Raw genomic sequence first — 23,345 nt, 5'->3', positions numbered from 1 at the left:
GTTATTTTTTAACTCTAGATTCATTTTGTTTTACGAAAGCACCCCAACCGGAGTAGCTTTTCCCTACGGAAACTTTTCCAGAATTAAAAAAATGACAAACCGCGGCTGCCAATCCATCAGTCGAATCGAGATTTTTGGGTAATGTTTTTAAACCTAATAATTGTTGCAACATTTTAGCAACTTGTTCTTTACTCGCATTTCCGTTACCTGTAATTGCCATTTTAATTTTTTTAGGTTCGTATTCGGTAATTGGAATTTGGCGCGACAAACCAGCTGCCATAGCTACGCCTTGTGCCCGACCTAATTTTAACATCGATTGTACGTTTTTGCCAAAAAAAGGTGCTTCAATAGCAATTTCATCAGGATGATAGGTATCAATTAACTCAATAGTGCGTTCAAAAATGTATTTTAGTTTTACATAATGATCGTCAAGTTTGTTTAGCTGCAATTCGTTTAGTTGCATAAACTCCATTTTTTTGTTAATTACTTTTATTAATCCAAAACCCATAATGGTTGTTCCAGGATCAATTCCTAATATAATGCGTTCGTTTGCCAATTTTTAGTTTAAAAGTTTAAGGATTAAAAGTTTAAAATTGTTACTTTGCGATAATGAAATTAATTCCTTACAAAGCTAAACAATTCTTGTTAGTTCTCGCCAAAGTTTTAATTGTGGGGTTGGCTTTTTTTTACATTTTTAATCGTTTGCAAAACGACAATAATCTTAATTTTTCTGCTGCTTTTAGTTGTTTATCAGGTTTTTCCATTGCTTTTTTGTTATTATTTACCATTTTAAATTGGTTTTTAGAAGTAATAAAGTGGCAAAATTTAGTTGCTAGTTTTAAAACAATTACTTTTTATGAAGCTATGCAGCAAACTTTTGGCTCGTTAACGGCGGCTATTTTTACGCCAAATAAAGTGGGCGAATATGGTGCTAAAGTGCTTTATTTTAAAAGAGAAAATGCAAAGCGTATTGTAGTATTAAATTTTATACATAATAGCAGCCAAATGCTAGTTACTGTTTTATTCGGTAGTATAGGTGTTTTAGTTTCGGGATTTAAATTTCCAGTTTCAAGTTTGTTTTGGTTAAGTATTGGTTTTGTAGTTGTCTTTGTGTTCATTATTTTCTTTAGAAGAATTGAAATTTATGGTTTTTCTATTCAGAAATTAGTAGAAAAAGTAAAAAATTCCGATAGAAAAATGCTTCTTAAAACCTTAGTTCTTTCAATTTTTAGGTATTTCGTTTTTTCAACCCAGTTTTTTATATTGTTATTGTTTTTTGATGTTAATATGGCGTTTAAAACTGCTTTTGCAACTATTTTTACAATGTATTTTTTAGCTTCAATTGTGCCAACAATTCATTTTTTAGATGTTGTAATAAAAGGTAGTGTAGCTGTTTTTTTATTTTCGAATTTAGGTGTTTCGGCACATAAAATTATTGCAATAACGTCCATAATGTGGTTGTTAAATTTAGTGTTGCCAGTAGTGGTAGGAAGTTTTTTTGTGCTGCGATTTAAATTTAAATAAACAGCAAATGTATTTTTTGTTTTATAGTTATAATATTTTTTCAATTGTTGCCATTGTAGCGTTATTTGCTTACGCGGTAACGATATACTTATTACTTATTGGATTTACAAAGACAAAAAATTTTGTGGCTACTAATATGTTGCCTAAAACAACGTTTTCAATTGTTGTTCCATTTCGAAATGAAAAAGAAAATTTACCAAAACTGCTTAATGCTATTGCAAAATTGCAGTATCCAAAAGATTTTTTTGAAGTTCTTTTAGTTGATGATGATTCTGATGATGGTTATTCGTTAGATGTTGAAAATTGGCAGTTTGCGATTCAAGTAATTAAAAGTGAAAGAAAAACAAATTCGCCCAAAAAAGACGCCATTACCACAGCAATAAGCATAGCAAAAAACAACTGGATTATTACAACGGATGCCGATTGTGTTGTGCCTCAGAATTGGTTAAAAACTATTGATAATTATATTCAAACAACATATAAAAAGATGGTCGTTGCGCCTGTAAAATATGAAAATAGAACAGGTTTTTTACACCAATTTCAACAATTGGATTTTTTGAGTTTACAAGCAACAACAATTGGAAGTTTTGGTTTGCAAATTCCTTTTTTGTGCAACGGTGCTAACTTTGCTTATGAAAAAGCGTTTTTTTACACATTAAATGGTTTTAAAGGAAACGATTCTATAGCCAGTGGCGACGATATTTTTTTATTACAAAAAGCAGTGCAGTTTAATAAAAAGTTAGTAGGTTATTGTAAGAACAATGGTTGTGTGGTTGTTACACAAAGTGTCGCTTCGTGGCAAAATCTTTTTCAGCAACGCGTACGCTGGGCTTCAAAAACCACAAAAAGCAAGTTGTTTGCCGCAAGAGCAATTGCGTTTTCGGTTTTTTTACTCAATTTCATAATTGTTTTGGGTGTTTTTTATGTGCCATTTTTAATGTTAGTGGTAATGCTTATTAAACTAATTTTAGACGGATTGTTTTTGCGTACAGCTGCAGGTTTTTTAAAAGTGGCGTTAAAAGGTTTTGTGTTTTCGTTTTTGTTGTATCCTTTTTTTAGTGCAGTAGTAGCGGTTTATAGTTTGTTTGGAAGATTTAATTGGAAAGGTAGAAGATTTAGAAAATAGAGGTTATTCTACTCTACAATTTTTAAAATTACAGGAACAACAAACTGCGTTTTAACTTTTACACCTTGCTTTATAGCAGGTTCAATAGTAGGGAAATTAACCAATCGGTTTTGTAAAATACTGTCAATTTTCGAAACATTATAAGAAATACTGTCTGTAGGTTGTAGGGTTTCAAATTTTACAGAAGCATCAGTATTTATGGTTACTTTAATAGAAAGAGTATCGAGCTCGGGATAAAGCATTTGAATGGTATCGGTGCTTATTTTATGCTGAATAGTTTCGGTTAAAAATTGAAAAAAACATTGTTTTTTTGTTTCTTTATCAGGAATAGAATCCGATTCGCAATACGAAACCGTAGGGTATTCGTCAACCTCATTCCAGTTAATTTTTTCCAATTCTTGTTTCATTAAATTATCCTCATTAGGTACTTTAGTTGTACTCAAAAAATCACAAGAAATACTCGTAATGGCTAAAAGAATAATTAGTAGAAACTTAATTTTCATGTTGTTTTTTTGGCTTTTTATTTTCTAAATATTCTACATACGATTTGTTTAACCACATTTCTTTATTTTTTTGCGCCGCTTCCTTTTCTTTTGGATACAAACCAGCATAACGTTCTGAAAACGCAGCTATTTTAATAGTATAACTATAAAATTCGTCTTTTGTTAAAGTTGTAGAAAATCCCTTTTTTTGAAATTCAAAAAACAATTCTTCAAACTGTTTAAGCGAATAATTTTTCACTTCTTTCGAATATTTAGCATAAAGCACTTCTTTTTCAGCGGTTGAAAGATCTGTAGGATGTTGAGCCATAACCGAGAATGAAAATAGAAATAAAAAGAAAATAAAAAGTTGTTTCATATTTCGTACATTTGAAATAATTTGTAAAATTAACGAGTTTAACTAAAATTATCAAAAACAATACCGAATTTATGGAATATTTTCTTGTAATAATTGGTTTGTGTTGTATGCTTGTTGGAATTGTAGGAAGTTTATTACCTGCTTTACCGGGTTTGCCTATAAGTTGGTTAGGCTTATTGTGCCTTTATTTATCGCCAAATATCGAAATAAATTACTGGATTTTAGGAGGCACTTTTTTACTTACAGTAATTATTGTGCTGGCAGATTACATTATTCCAGCACAAGGAACAAAACAATTTGGTGGTACTAAGTACGGTATTTGGGGAACGAATATTGGTCTTGTTGTAGGAATTTTTGCGCCTATTCCGTTAGGTTTTATTATTGGACCATTTGCTGGTGCCTTTATTGGCGAATTGTTATACGACAAAAAAGATACAAAAAGAGCTACAAAAGCAGCCTTAGGTTCGTTTCTTGGTTTTATAACCGGAACATTTATTAAATTTGTTTTTGCAATGGCATTTTTTGGACTTTTTATTTATTTGGTTTCTAAAAATTGGCAAATCTATTTTTAATTTATAAACATTAAACATTATAGTATGAATACAATTTTAAGACTTTTAATTACCACCATAATTGTAGTGGTTTTAGGGCGTTTTTTGCCAGGAATTGCAGTCGATTCTTTTACAACAGGTTTAGTAGTAGCAGTAGTTTTAGCATTGCTAAATACTTTTTTAAAACCCATATTGGTTTTTTTAACGATACCAGCCACCATAATTACTTTAGGCTTGTTTTTATTTGTAATTAATGCGTGTATTATATTAATTGCAGGCTATTTTGTAGATGGTTTTACAGTTTCGGGGTTTTGGACAGCACTTTTGTTTAGTATAGTACTTACAATTTGCCAAGGTGTACTAAACGGAATATTGGTGGCGGATAATTAATTTTTACAAAACTGAAATTCAACACATTAAAAACTTGTACGGGTTGTAAAAATTGTATAATTTTGCAACCCAATTTTTATGATATTTAATACAAGTAAATAATGAACATTTCAAAAGAGCAAATAGATGCTTTAAATGCTGTTGTTACAGTAGCAATAACAAAAGACGATTATGCAGATAAAGTACAAAAAGTACTAGCAGATTACCGTAAAAACGCAAACGTTCCTGGTTTTAGAAAAGGACAAGTACCAATGAGTTTAATTCAAAAACAATACGGCAAATCAGTATTGTTAGACGAAGTAAACAAATTATTACAAACTTCGCTAAACGATTATATTGTAGAAGAAAAACTTGACATTTTAGGCAATCCACTTCCTAAAGTAACCGAAGATTTCGATTGGGATAAAGACGATTTTACATTTGAATTCGAATTAGGTTTAGCGCCAGAATTTTCAGTAGATTTAGCGGCTAAAAATAAAGTAACTCGTTTTGAAATTGAGGCTGATGACAAAATGATTAACGAGCAAGTAGAACGTATTCAAAAACAATACGGAAAATTAATTCCGCAAGAAAAAGTTACCGAAGATGCAACAATTCGTGGCAATTTTGTAAACGAAGAAAAAGGAATTAGTAATGCTACAACTATTACATTAGATATTTTTGCCGACAAAAAAACAGCTAAAAAATTTATCGGTAAAAAAGTAGGTGATGTAGTTACTTTAGAAACCAAAGGTTTGTTTGATGACGACCATAAATTAATGGATTATTTAAAAGTAAACCACGACGATGTTCACGGTTTAGATGTTGAGGTAGCTTTTACTATTGAAGAAATTAACGAAATCGAAAAAGCAGCGCTTAATCAAGAATTGTTCGACAAATTATTTGGCGCAGGAAATGTAACTTCAGTTGATGAGGTAAAAGCAAAAATAAAAGAAGATGCCGAAGCACAATTTGCACAACAAGCCGATCAAAAATTTTTAAATGACGTAATAGAAAGTGTAATCGAAAATACAAAATTCGATTTACCTGCCGAGTTTCTTAAAAAATGGATTCAAACCGCTGGCGAAAACCCATTAACAGAAGAACAAGCTGCAGAAGAATACGAAAAATCTGAAAAAGGATTACGCTATCAATTAATCGAAAACAAAATAATTGCTGCAAACAATTTACAAATTCAGTTTGAAGACTTAAAAGCGCACACAGCCAATTTAATTAAAAAACAAATGGCGCAATTTGGGCAATTAAATCCATCAGACGAAGAAATAGAAGGAATTGTGGCACGAGTAATGTCAAATCAAGACGAAGTAAAACGTTTATCGGAACAAGTAATGAGTGAAAAAATGCTAGACTTGTTCAAAGAAAAAGTAAATGCCAAAACCAAAAAAGTAAACTATCAAGAGTTTGTTAAAGAAATGTACGGCGAATAATTTTTCGTAAAAAATAAGTATCTTTGAAGAGTCTATCTAAAAAGAAGTAATCTGTCAATCTGAACTTGTTTCAGATTCTCAATCCTGATATATCAGCGATTTATAGATTCCGAACTAAATTCGGAATGACAATAGAGTACTTTTTAGATGGGCTCTTTTAATTTATAAACCAAAAAAATAAATAAAATGAATTTTGGAAAAGACCCGAGAGCTACGATCGAACTGGCGAAGCAATTTCAAAAGTATGCAACTAAGCATCATAAAATAAATAGTATGTATTACGATAAAATCGTAAGCCAAGTTACACCGCCTGTTGGCATGACACCATACATTATGGAAGAACGCCAGTTAAACGTTTCTCAATTAGACGTTTTTTCTCGTTTAATGATGGATAGAATTATCTTTCTCGGAACAGGAATCGACGATCAAATTGCAAATATTGTACAAGCACAATTATTATTTTTAGAAAGTGTTGACGCTTCTAAGGATATCCAAATTTATGTAAACTCACCAGGCGGCGGCGTTTATGCAGGTTTAGGAATTTATGACACCATGCAGTTTATTAAACCCGATGTGGCTACAATTTGTACCGGAATGGCAGCTTCCATGGGTGCAGTTTTATTGTGTGCCGGCGCAGCAGGTAAACGTAGTGCATTACCACATTCAAGAGTAATGATACATCAACCACTTGGTGGTGCACAAGGACAAGCATCGGATATCGAAATTACAGCTCGAGAGATTTTAAAATTAAAAGACGAATTATACGAAATTATTGCCAAACATTCTGGGCAATCTATAGAAAAAGTGCATCACGATAGCGACCGCGATTACTGGATGATTGCTAGCGAAGCAAAAGAATACGGTATGATTGATGAAGTATTAACACGATAATAAAGTAATTAGTAAAAAGTATTTAGTGATTAGTAATATACTCTTCACTCTTTACTTTTCACTCTGTACTAACAAAAAAAATGGCTAAAGAAATTTTAGAATGTTCCTTTTGTGGAAGAAAAAAGCCTGAAACCAATTTATTAATTGCAGGAATAAATGCGCATATTTGCGACCGTTGTATAGAGCAAGCGCACGGCATTGTTTTAGAAGAACTTAAACAAACAGGTAAAAAAGAATTACTAGAAGATTTAAAATTGCTAAAACCAAAAGAAATTAAAGCGTTTTTAGATGAATATATAATTGGGCAAGAAAAAACCAAAAAAGTAATGAGTGTAGCGGTTTACAATCACTACAAGCGATTAATGCAAGAGCAGAATGAAGACGGTATAGAAATAGAAAAAAGTAACATTATAATGGTAGGGCAAACGGGCACAGGAAAAACACTAGTAGCCAAAACCATTGCCAAAATGTTAAACGTTCCGTTAGCCATTGTAGATGCAACAGTATTAACCGAAGCAGGTTATGTGGGCGAAGATGTAGAAAGTATTTTAACCCGATTGCTTCAAGCGGCAGATTATGATGTTTCAAAAGCAGAACGAGGTATCGTATTTATTGATGAAATTGATAAAATTGCTCGTAAAAGCGATAATCCATCAATAACACGCGATGTTTCGGGCGAAGGTGTACAACAAGCCTTATTAAAATTATTAGAAGGGACTGTTGTAAATGTGCCACCAAAAGGAGGAAGAAAACATCCTGATCAAAAATTTGTGGAAGTCAACACGCAAAATATTCTATTTATTGCAGGAGGTGCTTTCGATGGAATTGAACGTATAATTTCAAAACGATTAAACCATCAAGCTATTGGTTACGATTCTTTAAAACATAAAGATGAAATTGATAAAGACAATTTATTGCAATATGTTGTGCCAAAAGATTTAAAAGATTTTGGCTTAATACCTGAAATTATTGGCCGATTACCAGTGCTTACGCATATGGATCCATTAGATGCTAAAACCTTGCGTTCAATTTTAACCGAACCCAAAAATGCTTTGGTAAAACAATACAAAAAACTGTTTGAAATGGACGATGTCGATTTTTCAATTGATGAAGAAGCACTTCAGTTTATAGTAGATAAAGCTATGGAATATAAACTAGGTGCACGTGGTTTGCGTTCTTTATGTGAAGCCATCTTAACCGATGCTATGTTTGAAATACCAAGTTCCGAAGAAAAAGAACTTCATGTAAATAAAAGTTTTGCCGAGCAAAGTTTGAATAAAAACTTATTACAACAACTTAAATCAGCGTCATAATAAAAAAGGCAACTTATTAAGTTGCCTTTTTTATTATGATGTATTTACAATTAAATATTAAATGCTTCTTTTACTTTATCTACATAATCTAATTTTTCCCAAGTAAACAACTCAACTTCTATAGTTTTAGTTTCGCCTCCCGGAGCCGAGAAGGTTTTTGTTACTATTTCTGGCGTTCTGCCCATATGGCCATAAGCTGCCGTTTCACTATACATTGGATTGCGTAATTTTAAACGTTTCTCAATAAAATAAGGACGCATGTCGAATATTTTCTCAACCATTTTGCCAATTTCACCATCGGTTAAATTTACTTTAGCAGTACCATAGGTATTCACATTTATTGAAGTTGGCTCAGCCACACCAATGGCATACGATACTTGCACTAAAATTTCATCGGCAATACCTGCAGCCACTAAATTTTTAGCAATATGACGCGTAGCGTAAGCAGCACTTCTATCTACTTTACTAGGGTCTTTGCCCGAAAATGCTCCACCGCCATGAGCACCTTTACCACCGTAAGTATCAACAATAATTTTTCTACCTGTTAATCCTGTATCGCCATGTGGGCCACCAATTACAAATTTTCCTGTTGGATTAATATGGTATTTAATGTTGTCATTAAAAAAATGCGCATATTGCGGATATTTCGCTTTAATTCTTGGAATTAATATTTCAATAATATCTTTTTTAATTTTTGCTAGCATGGTAGCTTCATCAGCAAAGTCGTCGTGTTGCGTCGAAATTACAATAGCATCTATGCGTTGTGGCTTGTTATCGTCCGAATATTCTAAGGTTACTTGCGATTTAGCGTCAGGACGTAAATAGGTAATTTCGTTATTTTCACGTCTTAAATTTGCCAATTCAATTAATATAGCATGCGAAATATCTAGCGCCAAAGGCATATAGTTTTCGGTTTCATTGGTCGCATAACCAAACATCATACCTTGGTCACCAGCACCTTGTTCTTCTTTACGGGCTTTATCAACACCTTGATTAATGTCTTGCGATTGCTCGTGAATAGCAGATAAAACACCACAAGAGTTGGCTTCAAACATATATTCGCTTTTGGTGTAACCAATTTTTTTGATAACATCGCGCGCAATTTGTTGCACATCTAAATAGGTGTTCGATTTTACTTCGCCTGCTAATATCACTTGACCTGTAGTTACAAGTGTTTCACAAGCCACCTTCGATTCGGGGTCAAAGGCTAAAAAATTATCAATTAACGCGTCCGATATTTGATCGGCAACTTTATCAGGATGTCCTTCGCTTACTGATTCTGAGGTAAATAAATACGCCATTTTAATTATTTTTAAATTAAATCGAGAAATAGTTACGATTGCAAGTAAAGGAGTAAGAATACTGCTTTAGCATTTTTTATGAGGTTGCAATCAGTCAAATTTTTCCTCTTAAATATTCTGTTGCAAATTTAGTAAATACAATTAAACTTTTAATGCTATTGCCATCTAATTTTTAAAAGACACTATATATGTGGACTTTATTATCTTAAAGTTTGTTAAAAATTACATTTTGTTTAATTAAATTATTAAATTTGTTAAACAAAAAACTTATTATGACAACAAGAAAGAAAAAATTGACAGCAGAAATAATTTCAGAGAAGTATATCGCGTTTGTTTTAGCTAATGGGAAAAAACCAAATTCTGTTTATGAATTTGCCAAAAATAATGGTTTTGAAGAAGCTGAATTTTATCAATTTTTTACTTCATTTGAACAAATTGAACAAGCTTTTTTTAAACAAATGTTTGATTATTCGATTTCGATGATTCAAAAATCAGACAATTATGAAGCGTATGATGCTAAACAGAAATTATCAGTTTTCTACTTTACCTTTTTTGAAGTAGCAACCGCTAATAGAAGTTTTGTTAATTATTTATTAGTTCAAGAAAAGAATAAATTAATAGCATTGTCTAAACTGAAATCATTACGTAGTTCGTATTTAGAATTTGTGAAATCAATTCTTGAAAATCCAATTAAATCAGATATTGAAAAGTTTAATAAAGTACAAAGTAAGGTTTTAATTGAAGGTGCTTGGGTTCAGTTTTTATCAATTTTAAAATATTGGTTAGACGATACTTCTGCAAACTTTGAAAAAACCGATATTTTCATTGAAAAGTCAGTTAAAGCAAGTTTTGATGTTTTGTACAATGTTCCTTTTGAAAGCGTTCTCGATTTTGGAAAATTTCTTTGGAAAGAAAAAATAAATAGGTAATTGTTGCGAAATGAAAAAAATTGATTCTATTCCTACCAATAAAATAGAACGTGTTGCTAAATTGGTTACAACAGGTGCAAAAGTTGGTGGAAATTACCTAAAATATTATGGCGAAAAAGTCATAAATCCCTCGTTAACCAAAGATAAATTGCACGAAGAAAACGCAACCGATATTTACGATGGATTAAAAGAATTAAAAGGAAGCGCTTTAAAAGTAGCGCAAATGTTGAGTATGGAAAAAAATTTGTTGCCAAAGTCGTATGTGGAAAAGTTTTCATTGTCGCAGTTTTCTGTGCCGCCATTGTCAGCGCCATTAGTTCGTAAAACATTCAAAAATTATTTTAAGCAATATCCAGAAGAATTGTTCGATTCATTTTCGCCCGATTCTATAAATGCGGCAAGTATTGGTCAAGTACATCAAGCAGAAAAAGATGGAAAAAAGTTAGCAGTTAAAATTCAATATCCGGGTGTTCGCGATAGTATTAAAACAGATATTGCTTTGGTAAAACCAATAGCGGTTAGAATGTTTAATTTACAAGGAACTTCCGACGAATATTTCCAAGAAGTAGAAGATAAATTAACCGAAGAAACCGATTATCAATTAGAACTTTCTCAAAGCGAACAAACTAGAAAAGATTGTTCAGTTATTGAAAATTTAAAGTTTCCAAAATACTATCCTGAATATTCTTGCGAAAGAATTATTACAATGGATTGGATGAAGGGAATTCATCTTTCTGAATTTTGCAAAAAGGAAACTTCGCAAGAAAAAAGAGATAAAATAGGGCAAACGTTATGGAATTTTTACATGTTCCAAATTCATAAATTGAAAAAATTTCACGCCGATCCGCATCCTGGAAACTTTTTAGTCGATGAAAATGCCAATTTAATCGCGATTGATTTTGGCTGTATGAAAGAAATTCCAGAATCGTTTTACAAACCGTATTTTGAAGTAGCAACGCCAGAAGCGCTTGCTAATAAAGACTATTTTGAATCAAAACTATACGAATTAGAAATTTTAAAAGAAACCGATTCAGTAAAAGAGAAAGAGTTTTTCTCTAAAATGTTTCACGAATTATTATCGGTTTTTACGCAACCTGTTCAAGCAGAAGAATTCGATTTTTCAAACCCACTATTTTTTGCACAAATTGCGGCATTAAGCGAGAAGTTTTCGAATGATAAAACGCTTCGAAAAATGAACGGAAGCAGAGGTTCTAAACACTTTATATATGTAAACCGAACGTTTTTTGGGTTATACAATTTAATGTTCGATATAAAAGCAAAAATTAAAGTCAACGATTTTGAAAAACACCTTTCATAAAGGCAATAAATCCTATTTACCTACTAAAATTTGTCTGGTTTGCCAAAAACCTTTTTCATGGCGAAAAAAATGGGAGAGAAATTGGGAGGAAGTAAAATATTGTAGTGATGTATGTAGAAAAAGAAGATAATTTGTCTTTTCAACAAATAGACAGAATTATAGAAATGGCTTGGGAAGACAGAACACCTTTTGAAGCTATCAAATTTCAGTTTGGATTACCCGAAAAAGAAGCCATTAAATTAATGCGAACCGAATTAAAACGTTCGTCTTTTAATAGATGGCGTAAGCGAGTAAATTCGGGAGTAAGTCAAAAACATTTACAAAAACGAAATCCAGAAATTAATCGATTTAAATGTACCTTACAACGACAAATTACTGGGAATAAAATTAGTAAGAGATGAAAACATATTTAATAATTGGCGGAAGCAAAGGAATAACAAAAGAAGTAGTTAAACTACTTTCAGTAAATGGCGATTTTTGCTACATTATTTCGCAAACCAAACCCGATTTTGATTACAACGGCGAACATTTTTCATTAAATGTTTTACAAGATGAATTACCGCATTTACCTCAATTAGATGGAATTGTTTATGGAATTGGAACAATTAATTTAAAACCCTTTAATCGATTAACTAATCATGATTTTCAAAACGATATGGAGGTCAATTTTTTTGGAGCAGTAAAAGTTGTTCAAAATTACTTGCAAAATATAAAAGCTTCCGAAAGTGCAAGTGTAGTTTTATTTAGTTCCGTTGCGGCACAACGAGGAATGCCTTTTCACGCGAGTATTGCTGCGGCAAAAGGTGCAGTTGAAGGTTTTACAAAAAGTTTGGCAGCCGAATTGGCTCCTAAAATTAGGGTAAATGCCATTGCACCGTCTATCGTTAATACACCGTTAGCTTCAGGAATTTTGCGAAATGAGAAAATTGTTGAAAATATGGAAGCCAAACATCCATTAAAACGTATTTTACAACCTGAAGATGTTGCCCAAACTGTAAACTTTTTATTAGGCGATAATTCTAAAGGAATAACAGGACAAATATTTATTCAAGATAACGGATTAATTTCTCTAGCGTATTAAGAAGTTTTTTCTCTAAAAATTTCTTCTAAGTTTTTATTTTTTAACGAAAGCTGCAAAATTTTTAAATTGTTTTGTTGGGCAAAATCAAAAACTTGCGAACGCATATCAGTTTCAGACTCAAACGTAAGTTGCCACAAATTGCCATTTGCTGTTTTTTTAACTAATGAAGATAATTGTATGATTTCTGCTGAAATTTCGCAATCAAATTCAACTTCAATTATCTGTTCAACAGACTTTTGTTTCAACGTGCTCATCGATTTATCTTCAACTAGTTCACCTTTATTAATAATGATGATTCGATCGCAAATAGCCTCAACTTCTTGCATAATATGTGTCGATAAAAATACCGTTTTATTTTTACCTACATTTTTAATAAGCTCCCTAATTTCTACTAATTGATTCGGGTCTAAACCCGTTGTAGGTTCATCTAAAATTAGCACTTCTGGGTCGTGTAATAGCGCACTAGCCAAGCCTACACGTTGGCGATAACCTTTAGATAGCTGTCCAATTTTTTTATGACATTCAGGCGTTAATCCTGTTAATGCAATAACTTCATCAATTCTCGATTTGGCTACGCCATACACATCTGCATTAAATGCTAAAAATTCTTTTACATATAAATCTAAATACAAAGGGTTGTGTTCGGGTAAATAACCTACCGATTTTTGAACTTTTTTTGTATCCAATTTTATATTGTAGTCATTTACAAAAGCCTCGCCTTCATCGGCAACAATATACGTAGTCAAAATTTTCATTAAGGTTGATTTTCCTGCACCATTTGGTCCCAAAAAACCTACAATTTCTCCTTTCTTTATAGAAAAAGAAATACTTTTTAAAGCTTGCTGTTTACCATAAAATTTCGAAATATTTTCAACCGCTATAGACATATATAAAGTTTTAACAAAAGTATAAATTTATATGTATTGTAGGTAACAAAATTTGTTTAGCCATAGTATAAATTTAAAATTAAAATAAATAGTATTTTTGTAGTCGATACAATTTTATGGAAAACAACAATATTTTTAATCAATGGCTTACTGGTTTAAAAAAAAATAAGCCATTAATTATAGCGGGTCCGTGTAGTGCCGAAACTGAAACACAAGTTTTACAAATTGCGCACGAGTTAAAAAATAGCGAGGTTTCAATTTTTAGAGCTGGAATTTGGAAACCTCGAACACGACCAGGTGGTTTTGAAGGCGTAGGCGCTATTGGATTAAAATGGTTGCAAAAAGTAAAAAAGGAAACAGGTTTGAAAATTGCCACCGAAGTAGCAAATGCAACTCATGTACAATTAGCTTTAGAACACGATGTTGATGTTTTGTGGATTGGCGCGCGAACTACTGTAAATCCGTTTGCGGTTCAAGAAATAGCCGATGCTTTGTATGGAACGCATAAAATTGTTTTGTTAAAAAATCCTGTAAATCCAGATTTGTCTTTGTGGATAGGCGGTTTAGAACGTTTACACAATGCTAATATTAAAAATTTAGGGGTTATTCATCGTGGGTTTTCAACCTACGAAAAAACCAAATATCGTAATAATCCCGAGTGGCAAATTCCAATAGAATTGCAAAGTAAGTTTCCAAATTTGCCTATTATTTGCGACCCTTCACATATTACAGGTAATAGAAATAGGATTCAAGAGGTTTCACAACAAGCACTCGATTTAAATTTTAACGGGTTAATGATAGAAACACATTGTAGCCCGGATAATGCTTGGAGTGATGCAGCGCAACAAATTACACCCAATACTTTATTTACCATTTTAAAGGAATTAAAATGTAGAAAAATTACCGATAACACCGACGATTATTTACAAAAACTCAATACACTTCGTGTACAAATAGACGCTATTGACGAAAAATTATTAGAAAACTTAGGAAAGCGCATGCAAATTGCTAACAAAATAGGCTTGCTAAAAAAAGAAAAAAACGTGGCAATATTGCAAAATAATCGTTGGAAAGAAATTCAAAAAAAAATGATTTTTTCTGGCAAAGAAAAAGGATTAAGCGAAGCATTTATTTTACAATTATTCAAAGCAATCCATCAAGAAAGCATTACACATCAAGAAAAAGTATTTAAAAAATGATTTTAGTTTTTTGGAAACAATTTTTTTATACTTTAGCTTTTTAATTTTAAAATAATAAATATGAAAAAAGTTTTATTTATAGCGGTTATGCTATTTGGTTTTTTTGTAAGTGCGCAATCTGATAAAATTTACAAACACAACGGCGAAATTGTTGAAGGAAAAGTTAAAAGAGTTGAAGAATTTACAATCGATTTTGTTTACGAAGGCGAAGATGCGGAAAATACAGTAGGTAAATATGCAATCGAAAAAATTGTTTACGGAAAAAGCGGTAGAGTAGAAGAAGTAACCGAAAAAATAATTATAAACGGAGAAGATGATTGGGAAAAAGTTGTTATTTTAGAAGACAAATCGTACATAGCAGGGTTAAAAAAAGGAGAAGAAGTTAGAGGTAAAACGGGTCTTATAAATTATCATACAGGTAATACAGGAGACAAAAAAGCAGAAAAAAAATTAAAAATTGATGCAGCAAAAAACGGTTGTCCGTTTATTTTGTTAACTGCAGACAAATCTACTGTTGGTGCTTCTTCAAATGGATTAGGAGGTTCTCAAAACATAAAAAAAGGTATAGGCTATAAATATTAATTTTTGTCCATAAACAAAAAAGGCTATCGAAACGATAGCCTTTTTTGTTTGTCAAATACTAGAATACGTATCTTTGCAAACATGACAGGAACGGTATATAAATCTACGGGTAGTTGGTATAGCGTAAAAAACGAGCAAGGTGTTTTTTATAATTGCCGTATTAAAGGTAAATTCCGTATTAAAGGTATAAAAAGTACAAACCCTATTGCGGTAGGCGATAGTGTAGATTTCTCAGTAGAAAAAAATGGCGATGAAGAAATAGGTATAATCACTAAAATTCGCGAACGAAAAAATTATATCATCCGAAAATCGGTAAATTTATCTAAACAAACTCACATAATTGCGTCAAATATTGATGTTGTTTTTTTATTAGTAACCATAAATAATCCTGTAACAACCACAAGCTTTATCGATAGATTTTTAGTTACTGCAGAAGCCTATGGAATAGAAGCCGTTTTGGTTTTTAATAAAATAGATACTTTAGATGAGGTTGCATTAGATGAACAATTGTATTTACAAGCCATTTATTCTGAAATAGGGTACCAATGTTTACGCGTTTCTGCAAAAGAAGAAAAAGGAATAGAAGCATTAAAAGCGCTAATGCAGAATCGAGTATCAATGTTTTCGGGGCATTCTGGAGTAGGAAAATCTACATTGGTAAACACCATAGCACCTAATTTGAATTTAAAAACAGCCGAAATTTCAGAACAACACAAACAAGGACAGCACACCACAACGTTTGCCGAAATGTTCGATTTGCATTTTGATGCTAAAATTATAGACACACCGGGTATTCGTGGTTTTGGAATGGTCGATATGCAACCGGAAGAACTAAGCGATTATTTTCCAGAGTTTTTTGCACTAAAAGACAAATGTAAGTTTAATAATTGTTTGCATAAAGAAGAACCAAAATGTGCCGTTAAAGAAGCTTTAGACCAAGACGAGATTCCTTGGTCGCGCTATCAAAGTTATTTACAAATTTTAGAAGGCGATGAAGAAAATTACCGTCAAAATAATTACGAAAACGAGTAAAAATGCGAGCAGTTATACAGCGAACAACGGAAGCATCGGTTAGTATTGCAGGTAATAAAGTGGCCGAAATAGGCAAAGGGTTATTGATTTTAGTTGGAATTGAAGACATCGATACTATTGAAGATATAAATTGGTTAGCATTAAAAATTGCCAATATGCGCATTTTTCCAGATGAAAACAGTGTAATGAACGTATCAATTAAAGATACCAATGCCGATGCACTTGTGGTAAGTCAGTTTACACTACACGCTTCTACCAAAAAAGGGAATCGACCAAGTTATATAAAAGCATCAAAGCCAGACTTTGCTATTCCTATGTATGAAAAATTTATTTTTCAATTAGAAACAGAATTAGGTAAAAAAGTAAAAACAGGACAATTTGGTGCCGATATGAAAGTTTCGTTAATAAACGATGGCCCAGTAACCATAATTATTGATACAAAAAATAGAGCATAAAGAAATAAAAAAATGAAACAAAATTTAATTCGATTTCTAATAGCTTTTTTACTTTACGGAATTTTATACGGGACAATAATTTATTTTGTAGATAAAAGTTTAACAAAACAACAATTCTGGTTTCAAATAATGTTTTTTGCTTTTTGTATGGCAATTTTCGATTCACTAATTTTACCAATAATTATCAAAAAAAGAAAAAAATGAACATAAAAAATGCGCAATTAGAGGTAGATAATTGGATAAAAGAACATGGCGTTCGTTATTTTAACGAATTAACGAATATGGCACAACTAACCGAAGAAGTTGGCGAAGTTGCCCGAATAATAGCTCGGCGTTATGGCGAACAAAGCGAAAAAGAAAGCGATAAAAACAAAGACTTGGGCGAAGAACTGGCCGATGTTGTTTTTGTAGTTTTATGTTTGGCCAACCAAACAGGTGTCAATTTGCAAGCTGCTTTCGATAAAAAAATGGAAATTAAAACCAAACGCGATCACGACCGTCATCATAACAATAAAAAACTAAAATAATTGAACTGGGTTTTATTAATTATTGCAGGCTTGTTTGAAGTTGGTTTTGCCACTTGTTTAGGAAAAGCCAAAGAAGCTACAGGAAACGCCACTTTATTTTGGTACAGTGGTTTTTTAATTTGTTTAGCTATAAGTATGGTTTTGCTGGTAAAAGTAACCAAAACATTACCTATTGGTACTTCGTATACTGTTTGGACAGGAATAGGTGCAGTAGGAAGTGTTTTAGTAGGAATTTTTATTTTTAAAGAACCCGCTACTTTTTGGCGTATGTTTTTTATAACAACGCTAATAGCTTCAATTATTGGTTTAAAAGTAGTTTCGCAATGAATCTAAAACTTCAAAAATCGAAAATTACTAAGCATCAATTACCAATTGCTATATCGGGTTCAAAGTCCGAAACAAATAGGTTGTTGTTATTACAAGCACTTTTTCCAGAAATTCAAATCGAAAACGCATCAATTTCCGATGATTCTGAAGTAATGAAAAACATACTTTGGCAATCTAAAACTTCAAATCTAAAACTTCAAACCTTCGATGTACATCATGCTGGAACCGCTATGCGTTTTCTTACGGCATATTTTGCGCAAAAAGAAAATTCAGAAATACTACTTACAGGTTCTTCTCGAATGAAAGAACGCCCAATAAAAATTTTAGTAGATGCTTTACGCGAATTAGGTGCAACAATTGATTATGTTGAAAACGAAGGGTTTCCACCCTTAAAAATAAAAGGGAAAAAACTAATAAAAAACAAAGTTTCACTTCCAGCAAATGTGAGTAGTCAGTATATTTCTGCTGTATTGTTAATTGCACCCAAACTCGAAAACGGAATCGATTTAACATTAGAAGGTAAAATTACATCATTACCTTATATCAAGATGACTTTAGAACTTTTAAATTACTTTGGAGTAGAAACGGAATTTATTAATAAGAGAATAAAGATCAATTCAAAATTCAAAATTCAAAATTCAAAATTCGTGGTTGAAAGCGATTGGTCTTCAGTATCTTATTGGTATAGTATAATTGCATTATCAGAAATTGGAACAGAACTAACTGTAGCAAATTTCAAAAAAAGTAGCTTACAAGGCGATGCCTTATTAACCGAAATTTATGAAGATTTTGGAGTAGAAACCATATTTAATAACAATAATTCAATAACAATTACAAAAACCAATGATAATTACAAAAATCAAAAATCGTTAATTTACAACCTACAATCTACGCCCGATATTGCCCAAACTATTGCGGTTACGTGCTTCGGTTTAGGAATAAAATGTACATTAACAGGTTTACACACATTAAAAATTAAAGAAACCGATAGGTTAAAAGCACTACAAGTAGAACTTACAAAATTAGGCGCAACAATTTCAATAACAGCGTACTCCTTGCATTTGCAGCCTAGCGGTATAATTAAAGAAAATGTAGCAATAACAACCTATCAAGATCATCGTATGGCAATGGCATTTGCACCTTTAGCTATAAAAGTGCCAATTATTATTAATAACGCCAATGTGGTTTCAAAATCATATCCTAACTTCTGGAATCACTTACAACAAGTAGGGTTTACAATTCAAGCACAATAATTTTTAATAGAAAATAATTGCCAATTTACTTGACAACCCCTATTTCACAATCGTATATTTGCAACCGTTTTGATTTCGGAAAAATTCTGATTTCTAAATTCTAAATTCTAAAACATTTATGAAATTATCTAATTTTAATTTTAATCTTCCCGAAGAATTATTAGCCGAGTTTCCGTCTGAAAATCGCGATGAAGCACGATTAATGGTAGTACACCGTAAAACAGGCGAAATTGAACATCGATTATTTAAAGATATTATCGATTATTTCGATGAAGGCGATGTAATGGTGCTAAATAACACTAAAGTTTTTCCAGCTCGCTTATACGGAAATAAAGAAAAAACAGGTGCTCGCATAGAAGTGTTTTTACTTCGCGAATTAAATGCCGAACAACGCCTTTGGGATGTATTGGTAGATCCTGCCCGAAAAATTAGAATAGGAAATAAATTATACTTTGGCGAAGACGATTCATTAGTAGCCGAAGTTATCGATAACACAACGTCTCGAGGTAGAACATTACGCTTTTTATACGATGGGTCGTATGAAGAATTCCGCAAAAAATTATTAGAACTAGGCGAAACACCTATTCCAAAATACATAAATAGAGCCGTAACACCAGAAGATGCAGACCGTTACCAAACAATTTATGCAAAAAAAGAAGGAGCTGTAGCTGCACCAACTGCTGGGTTGCATTTTTCTAAACATTTAATGAAACGCTTAGAAATAAAAGGAATCGACTTTGCAGAGGTTACTTTACATGTTGGTCTTGGAACTTTTAATCCTGTTGAGGTTGAAGATTTATCGAAACATAAAATGGATTCTGAAGAAATGGAAATTACACAAGAAACGTGTAATATAGTTAATAAAGCTAAAGCCGAAAAAAACAGAGTGTGTTGTGTAGGTACTACTTCAATGCGTGCAATGGAAAGTTCAGTTTCTTCTCAAAAAACCTTAAATCCATTTCAAGGCTGGACTAATAAATTCATTTATCCTCCCTACGATTTTAGTATTGCCGATAGTATGATTACGAATTTTCACACGCCAAAATCAACACTTTTAATGATGATTTCTGCTTTTTGCGGCCACGATTTAATGAAAAAAGCTTACGAAGAAGCAATACGCGAAAAATATAAATTTTACTCTTACGGAGATGCTATGTTAATATTATAACAAAGTATGTAAAATAAATTAATAAGCCACCTAGTTTTAGGTGGTTTTTATTTATATGAAAAATAATATTACTAAATTTATAGCTTTTAATTTTAAAAATTAACTAACAGCAAGGCAAATGAGTTTTAAAAATACGAGAGAATACGCTCAAGAATTAGACAATCAAGACGAATTAAAAAACTATAGAAACGAATTCTGCTTTCCTAAAATTAACGGAAAAAATGTAATTTATTTTACAGGAAACTCTCTTGGCTTACAACCTAAAAAGGCAAAAGAATATGTAGATGAAGTAATGAACGATTGGGCAAATTTAGCAGTAGAAGGTCATTTTTATGCCAATAAGCCTTGGTGGGATTATCACGAAAGATTTTGCCAACCGCTTAGCGAAATTGTTGGTGCAAAACCAACAGAAGTAGGCGTAATGAATACATTAACCGTAAATCTTCATTTGTTAATGGTGTCTTTTTACAAACCTACACCAACAAAGTTTAAAATAATTTGCGAAGAAAAAGCGTTTCCGAGCGATCAATATTTAATAAAAAGCCAAGTACAATACAATGCGCACAAAGTAGGATTTAATCCAGAAGACGCCATTGTAGAAATAAAACGTAGAGAAGGCGAGCACAATATTCGATTAGAAGATGTATTAGCAAAAATAGAAGAAGTTGGCAACGAACTAGCTTTAGTACTAATAGGCGGTGTAAATTATTATACAGGACAAGTTTTCGATATAAAAACCATTACACAAGCTGGGCATGAGCAAGGCGCATACGTAGGTTGGGATTTAGCCCACGCAACAGGAAACATAGCACTAGAGCTTAACGCTTGGGGAGTCGATTTTGCTGCTTGGTGTAGTTATAAATATATGAATTCAGGGCCAGGAAATGTGTCAGGATACTTTGTGCACGAAATGCACCACAACAACAAAGAGTTAGATAGATTTGCTGGTTGGTATGGGCACAACAAAGAACGTCGTTTTTTAATGGAACCTAATTTCGATCCAGTACAAGGCGCAAATGGCTGGCAAATAAGTAACTTACCTATTCTTTCAATGGCTCCTTATTTAGCTTCGGTAGAAATGTTTGCCGAAGTAGGAATGAAAAAATTAATAAAAAAACGAACCCAAATTACATCGTATTTAGAATTTATTTTAAACGAAATTGATGAACAAATACCAGATACGCAGTTCGAAATAATTACACCAAAAGACGAAAAGGAAAGAGCTTCTCAACTTTCGGTGTATTTACACGGACAAGGAAAAAGTATTTTTCATTATTTAATGGAAAACGGTGTAATTGTTGATTGGCGAGAGCCTAACGTTATACGTTTGGCACCAGTTCCTCTTTATTCTTCATTTGAAGATATGTATAATTTTGGACAAATACTTAAAGCAGGTATTCAAAAAAAATAAATATGGCACATTTCATACTAGAGGAATGGAAAGAATTTATTCCTAATGAAGTAACAAAAAAACGCTATTTTGTATCAAATTACGGAAAAGTTAAAAGTTGCGACAAGAATATTGAAATAAATAGCGATACACAATACAGAATACTAAAAGGTTCTAATATAGCGGGTTTTAAAGCTATTCGATTACGAATTACGAACAAGAAAAAATCGTTAAAAACCTATTTTTTCCATCATTTGGTAGCACAACTTTTTTTAACAAAGCAGCATAAAATACAAACGTTTATTATTCATAAAGATTATGACATAACAAATAATATTGTTACTAATTTGCAATGGGTTACGCGCGACGAAATGTACAAACACGTGCATGCTAACCCAAGTTTTAAAGAAGTGCAACGGCAAATTCAAGAAAAAAACCGAAAAGACGATGGCAAAAAATTAACCGTTACAGAAGCCATTCGTTTAAAGAAAAAACTGCTAGACCCTAACCGAAAAACCCGATATAAAATACTAGCCAAACAATTTGGCGTTTCATTAATGACACTACACCGAATAAAATCGGGCGAAAATTGGGGGCACCTTAAAGTATGAAATGCTTAGTTCAAATGTATGGTATGTTACCAATAGATTCAATAAAAGCATTTTATTTTCCTTAATTTAAAATATTTTGTACAAATGAAAACAAAAGAAGAAATATTAAAAAACTTCGACCCTAACCAACCAGGTTTAGAAGACGCCACTATATTTGGCTTGCCTTTTACAGCAGAGCAGAGTGAAATTATTGTAATTCCTGTTCCTTGGGAAGTAACCGTAAGTTACGGTTCAGGAGCATCAAAAGGACCAAAAGCAATACTAGAAGCTTCCTATCAAATAGATTTACTGCACCAAGAATACCCAGATTTATGGAAAGCAGGAATTTACATGGAACAAATTCCTTCGAAATTAAAAAGCCAATCAAAACGCTACAAAAAAGTAGTAGCACCTATTATAAAAGCATTAGAAAAAGGAAAAGTTATAGGCGAAAACACTTCGTTGCATGCAAGTTTAACCAAAGTTAACGTAGCTTGCGAGCAAATGGTAGAATATGTTAAAGAGCAAACCCTTTATTGGCAAAACCAAGGCAAACACGTAGTATTAGTAGGTGGCGACCACAGCACGCCATTAGGATACTATCAGGCATTAGCTACAAAACATAACGACTTCGGAATTTTACATTTAGATGCCCATATGGATTTACGAATTGCCTACGAGGGCTTTACTTATTCGCACGCATCAATTATGTATAATGCACTACAAATAAAAAACATTTCTAAAATTGTTCAAGTTGGTATTCGCGATTTTTGTGAACAAGAAGTAAATGTGGTTAAAAACTCGAAAAATAGAGTAAAAGTTTTTACCGATTTAGATTTAAAAAAGGATACTTTCGAAGGCAAAACATGGCAACAACAATGCAATGAAATTATAGAACAGCTTCCACAAAAAGTATGTATTTCTTTCGATATAGATGGGCTTTACCCTTGGTACTGTCCAAATACAGGTACACCCGTTCCAGGTGGTTTTTCTTTTGAGCAAGCAACCTATTTGTTTGCTAAATTAGCCGAATCGAAAAAGGAAATAATAGGCTTCGATTTAGTTGAGGTTGCACCAGATAAAAATTCTGATTGGGACGGAAACGTAGGAGCTAGAATGCTATTTGCTATGTGCGGCGCATTTATGAAATCGCAAAAGAAAATTAAGAGCAATAAAATTGTGTTTAATTAAAACAGTTTGGTAGAAATACCATTTTTTAAAGTATT

Annotated in this window: 28 protein-coding genes; 23 read left to right on the top strand and 5 right to left on the bottom strand. The window is 32.3% G+C overall.

All coding sequences use genetic code 11. The features are described from left to right. Position 1: 1 nt before the first annotated feature. On the bottom strand, positions 2-556 hold the full coding sequence (ruvC, locus tag R2808_RS01405; RefSeq protein ID WP_371269149.1) for a crossover junction endodeoxyribonuclease RuvC: 555 nt from the start codon (positions 554-556) through the stop codon (positions 2-4). A gap of 53 nt (positions 557-609) precedes the next feature. Between ruvC and R2808_RS01400 the strand changes: the two genes are divergently transcribed. Together R2808_RS01400 and R2808_RS01395 are read left to right on the top strand one after the other, a co-directional pair. After that, positions 610-1,524, top strand: coding sequence for a lysylphosphatidylglycerol synthase domain-containing protein (locus tag R2808_RS01400; RefSeq protein WP_371269148.1), 915 nt, complete (start codon positions 610-612; stop codon positions 1,522-1,524). A 7-nt stretch (positions 1,525-1,531) separates the two neighbouring features. Then, positions 1,532-2,650 (top strand): glycosyltransferase, encoded by a 1,119-nt coding sequence (locus R2808_RS01395; protein WP_371269147.1) that lies wholly within the window; start codon positions 1,532-1,534, stop codon positions 2,648-2,650. A gap of 8 nt (positions 2,651-2,658) precedes the next feature. On the opposite strand, the gene R2808_RS01390 is transcribed toward R2808_RS01395, so the two are convergent. Together R2808_RS01390 and R2808_RS01385 are read right to left on the bottom strand one after the other, a co-directional pair. Next, positions 2,659-3,153 (bottom strand): hypothetical protein, encoded by a 495-nt coding sequence (locus tag R2808_RS01390; RefSeq protein ID WP_371269146.1) that lies wholly within the window; start codon positions 3,151-3,153, stop codon positions 2,659-2,661. Next, the gene (locus tag R2808_RS01385) at positions 3,143-3,508 is read right to left on the bottom strand and encodes a hypothetical protein (protein ID WP_371269145.1); all 366 of its coding nucleotides are present in this window, start codon (positions 3,506-3,508) and stop codon (positions 3,143-3,145) included. Before R2808_RS01385 ends, R2808_RS01390 begins: the two co-directional genes overlap by 11 nt. A 71-nt stretch (positions 3,509-3,579) precedes the next feature. On the opposite strand from R2808_RS01385, the gene R2808_RS01380 reads away from it, so the two are divergent. The 5 genes from R2808_RS01380 to clpX all read left to right on the top strand — a co-directional run bounded on the left by R2808_RS01380 (position 3,580) and on the right by clpX (position 8,080). Next, a complete protein-coding gene (locus R2808_RS01380) occupies positions 3,580-4,080 on the top strand; it encodes a DUF456 domain-containing protein (protein WP_371269144.1) in 501 nt (166 codons plus the stop codon). A gap of 24 nt (positions 4,081-4,104) precedes the next feature. Next, on the top strand, positions 4,105-4,449 hold the full coding sequence (locus R2808_RS01375; RefSeq protein ID WP_371269143.1) for a phage holin family protein: 345 nt from the start codon (positions 4,105-4,107) through the stop codon (positions 4,447-4,449). 101 nt (positions 4,450-4,550) lie between these two features. Further along, a complete protein-coding gene (gene tig, locus R2808_RS01370) occupies positions 4,551-5,876 on the top strand; it encodes a trigger factor (RefSeq protein ID WP_371269142.1) in 1,326 nt (441 codons plus the stop codon). 186 nt (positions 5,877-6,062) lie between these two features. Next, positions 6,063-6,767 (top strand): ATP-dependent Clp endopeptidase proteolytic subunit ClpP, encoded by a 705-nt coding sequence (gene clpP, locus R2808_RS01365; RefSeq protein WP_371269141.1) that lies wholly within the window; start codon positions 6,063-6,065, stop codon positions 6,765-6,767. A gap of 80 nt (positions 6,768-6,847) precedes the next feature. After that, positions 6,848-8,080, top strand: a complete 1,233-nt coding sequence (clpX, locus tag R2808_RS01360) for an ATP-dependent Clp protease ATP-binding subunit ClpX (protein WP_371269140.1) — start codon at positions 6,848-6,850, stop codon at positions 8,078-8,080. Positions 8,081-8,130: 50 nt separating this feature from the next. Here clpX and metK read toward each other — a convergent pair whose 3' ends face one another. Continuing rightward, positions 8,131-9,381, bottom strand: coding sequence for a methionine adenosyltransferase (metK, locus tag R2808_RS01355; RefSeq protein ID WP_371269139.1), 1,251 nt, complete (start codon positions 9,379-9,381; stop codon positions 8,131-8,133). A 272-nt stretch (positions 9,382-9,653) separates the two neighbouring features. Here metK and R2808_RS01350 point away from each other — a divergent pair, with 272 nt between their 5' ends. The 5 genes from R2808_RS01350 to R2808_RS01330 are packed head-to-tail and all read left to right on the top strand — an operon-like array spanning position 9,654 to position 12,709. After that, positions 9,654-10,310, top strand: coding sequence for a TetR family transcriptional regulator C-terminal domain-containing protein (locus tag R2808_RS01350; RefSeq protein ID WP_371269138.1), 657 nt, complete (start codon positions 9,654-9,656; stop codon positions 10,308-10,310). Between the two features lie 10 nt (positions 10,311-10,320). Further along, entirely contained in the window at positions 10,321-11,628 is a 1,308-nt protein-coding gene (locus R2808_RS01345) for an ABC1 kinase family protein (protein WP_371269136.1), read from the top strand. Further along, positions 11,609-11,758, top strand: a complete 150-nt coding sequence (locus tag R2808_RS01340) for a DUF2256 domain-containing protein (protein ID WP_371269135.1) — start codon at positions 11,609-11,611, stop codon at positions 11,756-11,758. The genes R2808_RS01345 and R2808_RS01340 overlap by 20 nt, the downstream gene beginning before the upstream one ends. After that, positions 11,736-12,029 (top strand): TIGR03643 family protein, encoded by a 294-nt coding sequence (locus tag R2808_RS01335; RefSeq protein ID WP_371269134.1) that lies wholly within the window; start codon positions 11,736-11,738, stop codon positions 12,027-12,029. The genes R2808_RS01340 and R2808_RS01335 overlap by 23 nt, the downstream gene beginning before the upstream one ends. Continuing rightward, the gene (locus R2808_RS01330; RefSeq protein WP_371269133.1) at positions 12,026-12,709 is read left to right on the top strand and encodes an SDR family NAD(P)-dependent oxidoreductase; all 684 of its coding nucleotides are present in this window, start codon (positions 12,026-12,028) and stop codon (positions 12,707-12,709) included. Before R2808_RS01335 ends, R2808_RS01330 begins: the two co-directional genes overlap by 4 nt. Here the strand turns inward: R2808_RS01330 and gldA are convergent. Further along, on the bottom strand, positions 12,706-13,596 hold the full coding sequence (gene gldA / locus R2808_RS01325) for a gliding motility-associated ABC transporter ATP-binding subunit GldA (RefSeq protein ID WP_371269132.1): 891 nt from the start codon (positions 13,594-13,596) through the stop codon (positions 12,706-12,708). The two genes, R2808_RS01330 and gldA, sit on opposite strands and share 4 nt — an antisense overlap. A gap of 116 nt (positions 13,597-13,712) precedes the next feature. Between gldA and R2808_RS01320 the strand changes: the two genes are divergently transcribed. The 11 genes from R2808_RS01320 to R2808_RS01270 all read left to right on the top strand — a co-directional run bounded on the left by R2808_RS01320 (position 13,713) and on the right by R2808_RS01270 (position 23,310). After that, positions 13,713-14,795: a chorismate mutase gene (locus tag R2808_RS01320; protein WP_371269131.1), complete on the top strand. Its 1,083-nt coding sequence runs from the start codon at positions 13,713-13,715 to the stop codon at positions 14,793-14,795. Between the two features lie 60 nt (positions 14,796-14,855). Then, on the top strand, positions 14,856-15,377 hold the full coding sequence (locus R2808_RS01315) for a hypothetical protein (RefSeq protein WP_371269130.1): 522 nt from the start codon (positions 14,856-14,858) through the stop codon (positions 15,375-15,377). Between the two features lie 81 nt (positions 15,378-15,458). Next, a complete protein-coding gene (gene rsgA / locus R2808_RS01310) occupies positions 15,459-16,409 on the top strand; it encodes a ribosome small subunit-dependent GTPase A (protein WP_371269129.1) in 951 nt (316 codons plus the stop codon). A 2-nt stretch (positions 16,410-16,411) separates the two neighbouring features. After that, complete coding sequence (gene dtd / locus R2808_RS01305; protein WP_371269128.1) at positions 16,412-16,864, top strand: D-aminoacyl-tRNA deacylase; 453 nt, start codon at positions 16,412-16,414, stop codon at positions 16,862-16,864. 200 nt (positions 16,865-17,064) lie between these two features. Next, positions 17,065-17,391 (top strand): nucleotide pyrophosphohydrolase, encoded by a 327-nt coding sequence (locus R2808_RS01300; RefSeq protein ID WP_371269127.1) that lies wholly within the window; start codon positions 17,065-17,067, stop codon positions 17,389-17,391. Beyond that, positions 17,392-17,718, top strand: a complete 327-nt coding sequence (locus R2808_RS01295; RefSeq protein ID WP_371269126.1) for a multidrug efflux SMR transporter — start codon at positions 17,392-17,394, stop codon at positions 17,716-17,718. Next, complete coding sequence (locus R2808_RS01290) at positions 17,715-18,971, top strand: 3-phosphoshikimate 1-carboxyvinyltransferase (protein ID WP_371269125.1); 1,257 nt, start codon at positions 17,715-17,717, stop codon at positions 18,969-18,971. Before R2808_RS01295 ends, R2808_RS01290 begins: the two co-directional genes overlap by 4 nt. A gap of 118 nt (positions 18,972-19,089) precedes the next feature. Continuing rightward, positions 19,090-20,139, top strand: a complete 1,050-nt coding sequence (queA, locus tag R2808_RS01285) for a tRNA preQ1(34) S-adenosylmethionine ribosyltransferase-isomerase QueA (RefSeq protein WP_371269124.1) — start codon at positions 19,090-19,092, stop codon at positions 20,137-20,139. A gap of 118 nt (positions 20,140-20,257) precedes the next feature. Further along, a complete protein-coding gene (gene kynU, locus R2808_RS01280; RefSeq protein ID WP_371269122.1) occupies positions 20,258-21,550 on the top strand; it encodes a kynureninase in 1,293 nt (430 codons plus the stop codon). Positions 21,551-21,552: 2 nt separating this feature from the next. Beyond that, the gene (locus R2808_RS01275) at positions 21,553-22,140 is read left to right on the top strand and encodes an NUMOD4 domain-containing protein (protein WP_371269121.1); all 588 of its coding nucleotides are present in this window, start codon (positions 21,553-21,555) and stop codon (positions 22,138-22,140) included. Between the two features lie 84 nt (positions 22,141-22,224). Continuing rightward, positions 22,225-23,310: an agmatinase family protein gene (locus tag R2808_RS01270; RefSeq protein WP_371269119.1), complete on the top strand. Its 1,086-nt coding sequence runs from the start codon at positions 22,225-22,227 to the stop codon at positions 23,308-23,310. Positions 23,311-23,345 lie beyond the last annotated feature (35 nt).

Source organism: Flavobacterium sp. (genome assembly GCF_041392005.1).
Lineage (GTDB): Bacteria > Bacteroidota > Bacteroidia > Flavobacteriales > Flavobacteriaceae > Flavobacterium.
Note: the sequence above shows the minus strand (reverse complement) of the source record. Positions and strands in the feature narration are given on the sequence as shown.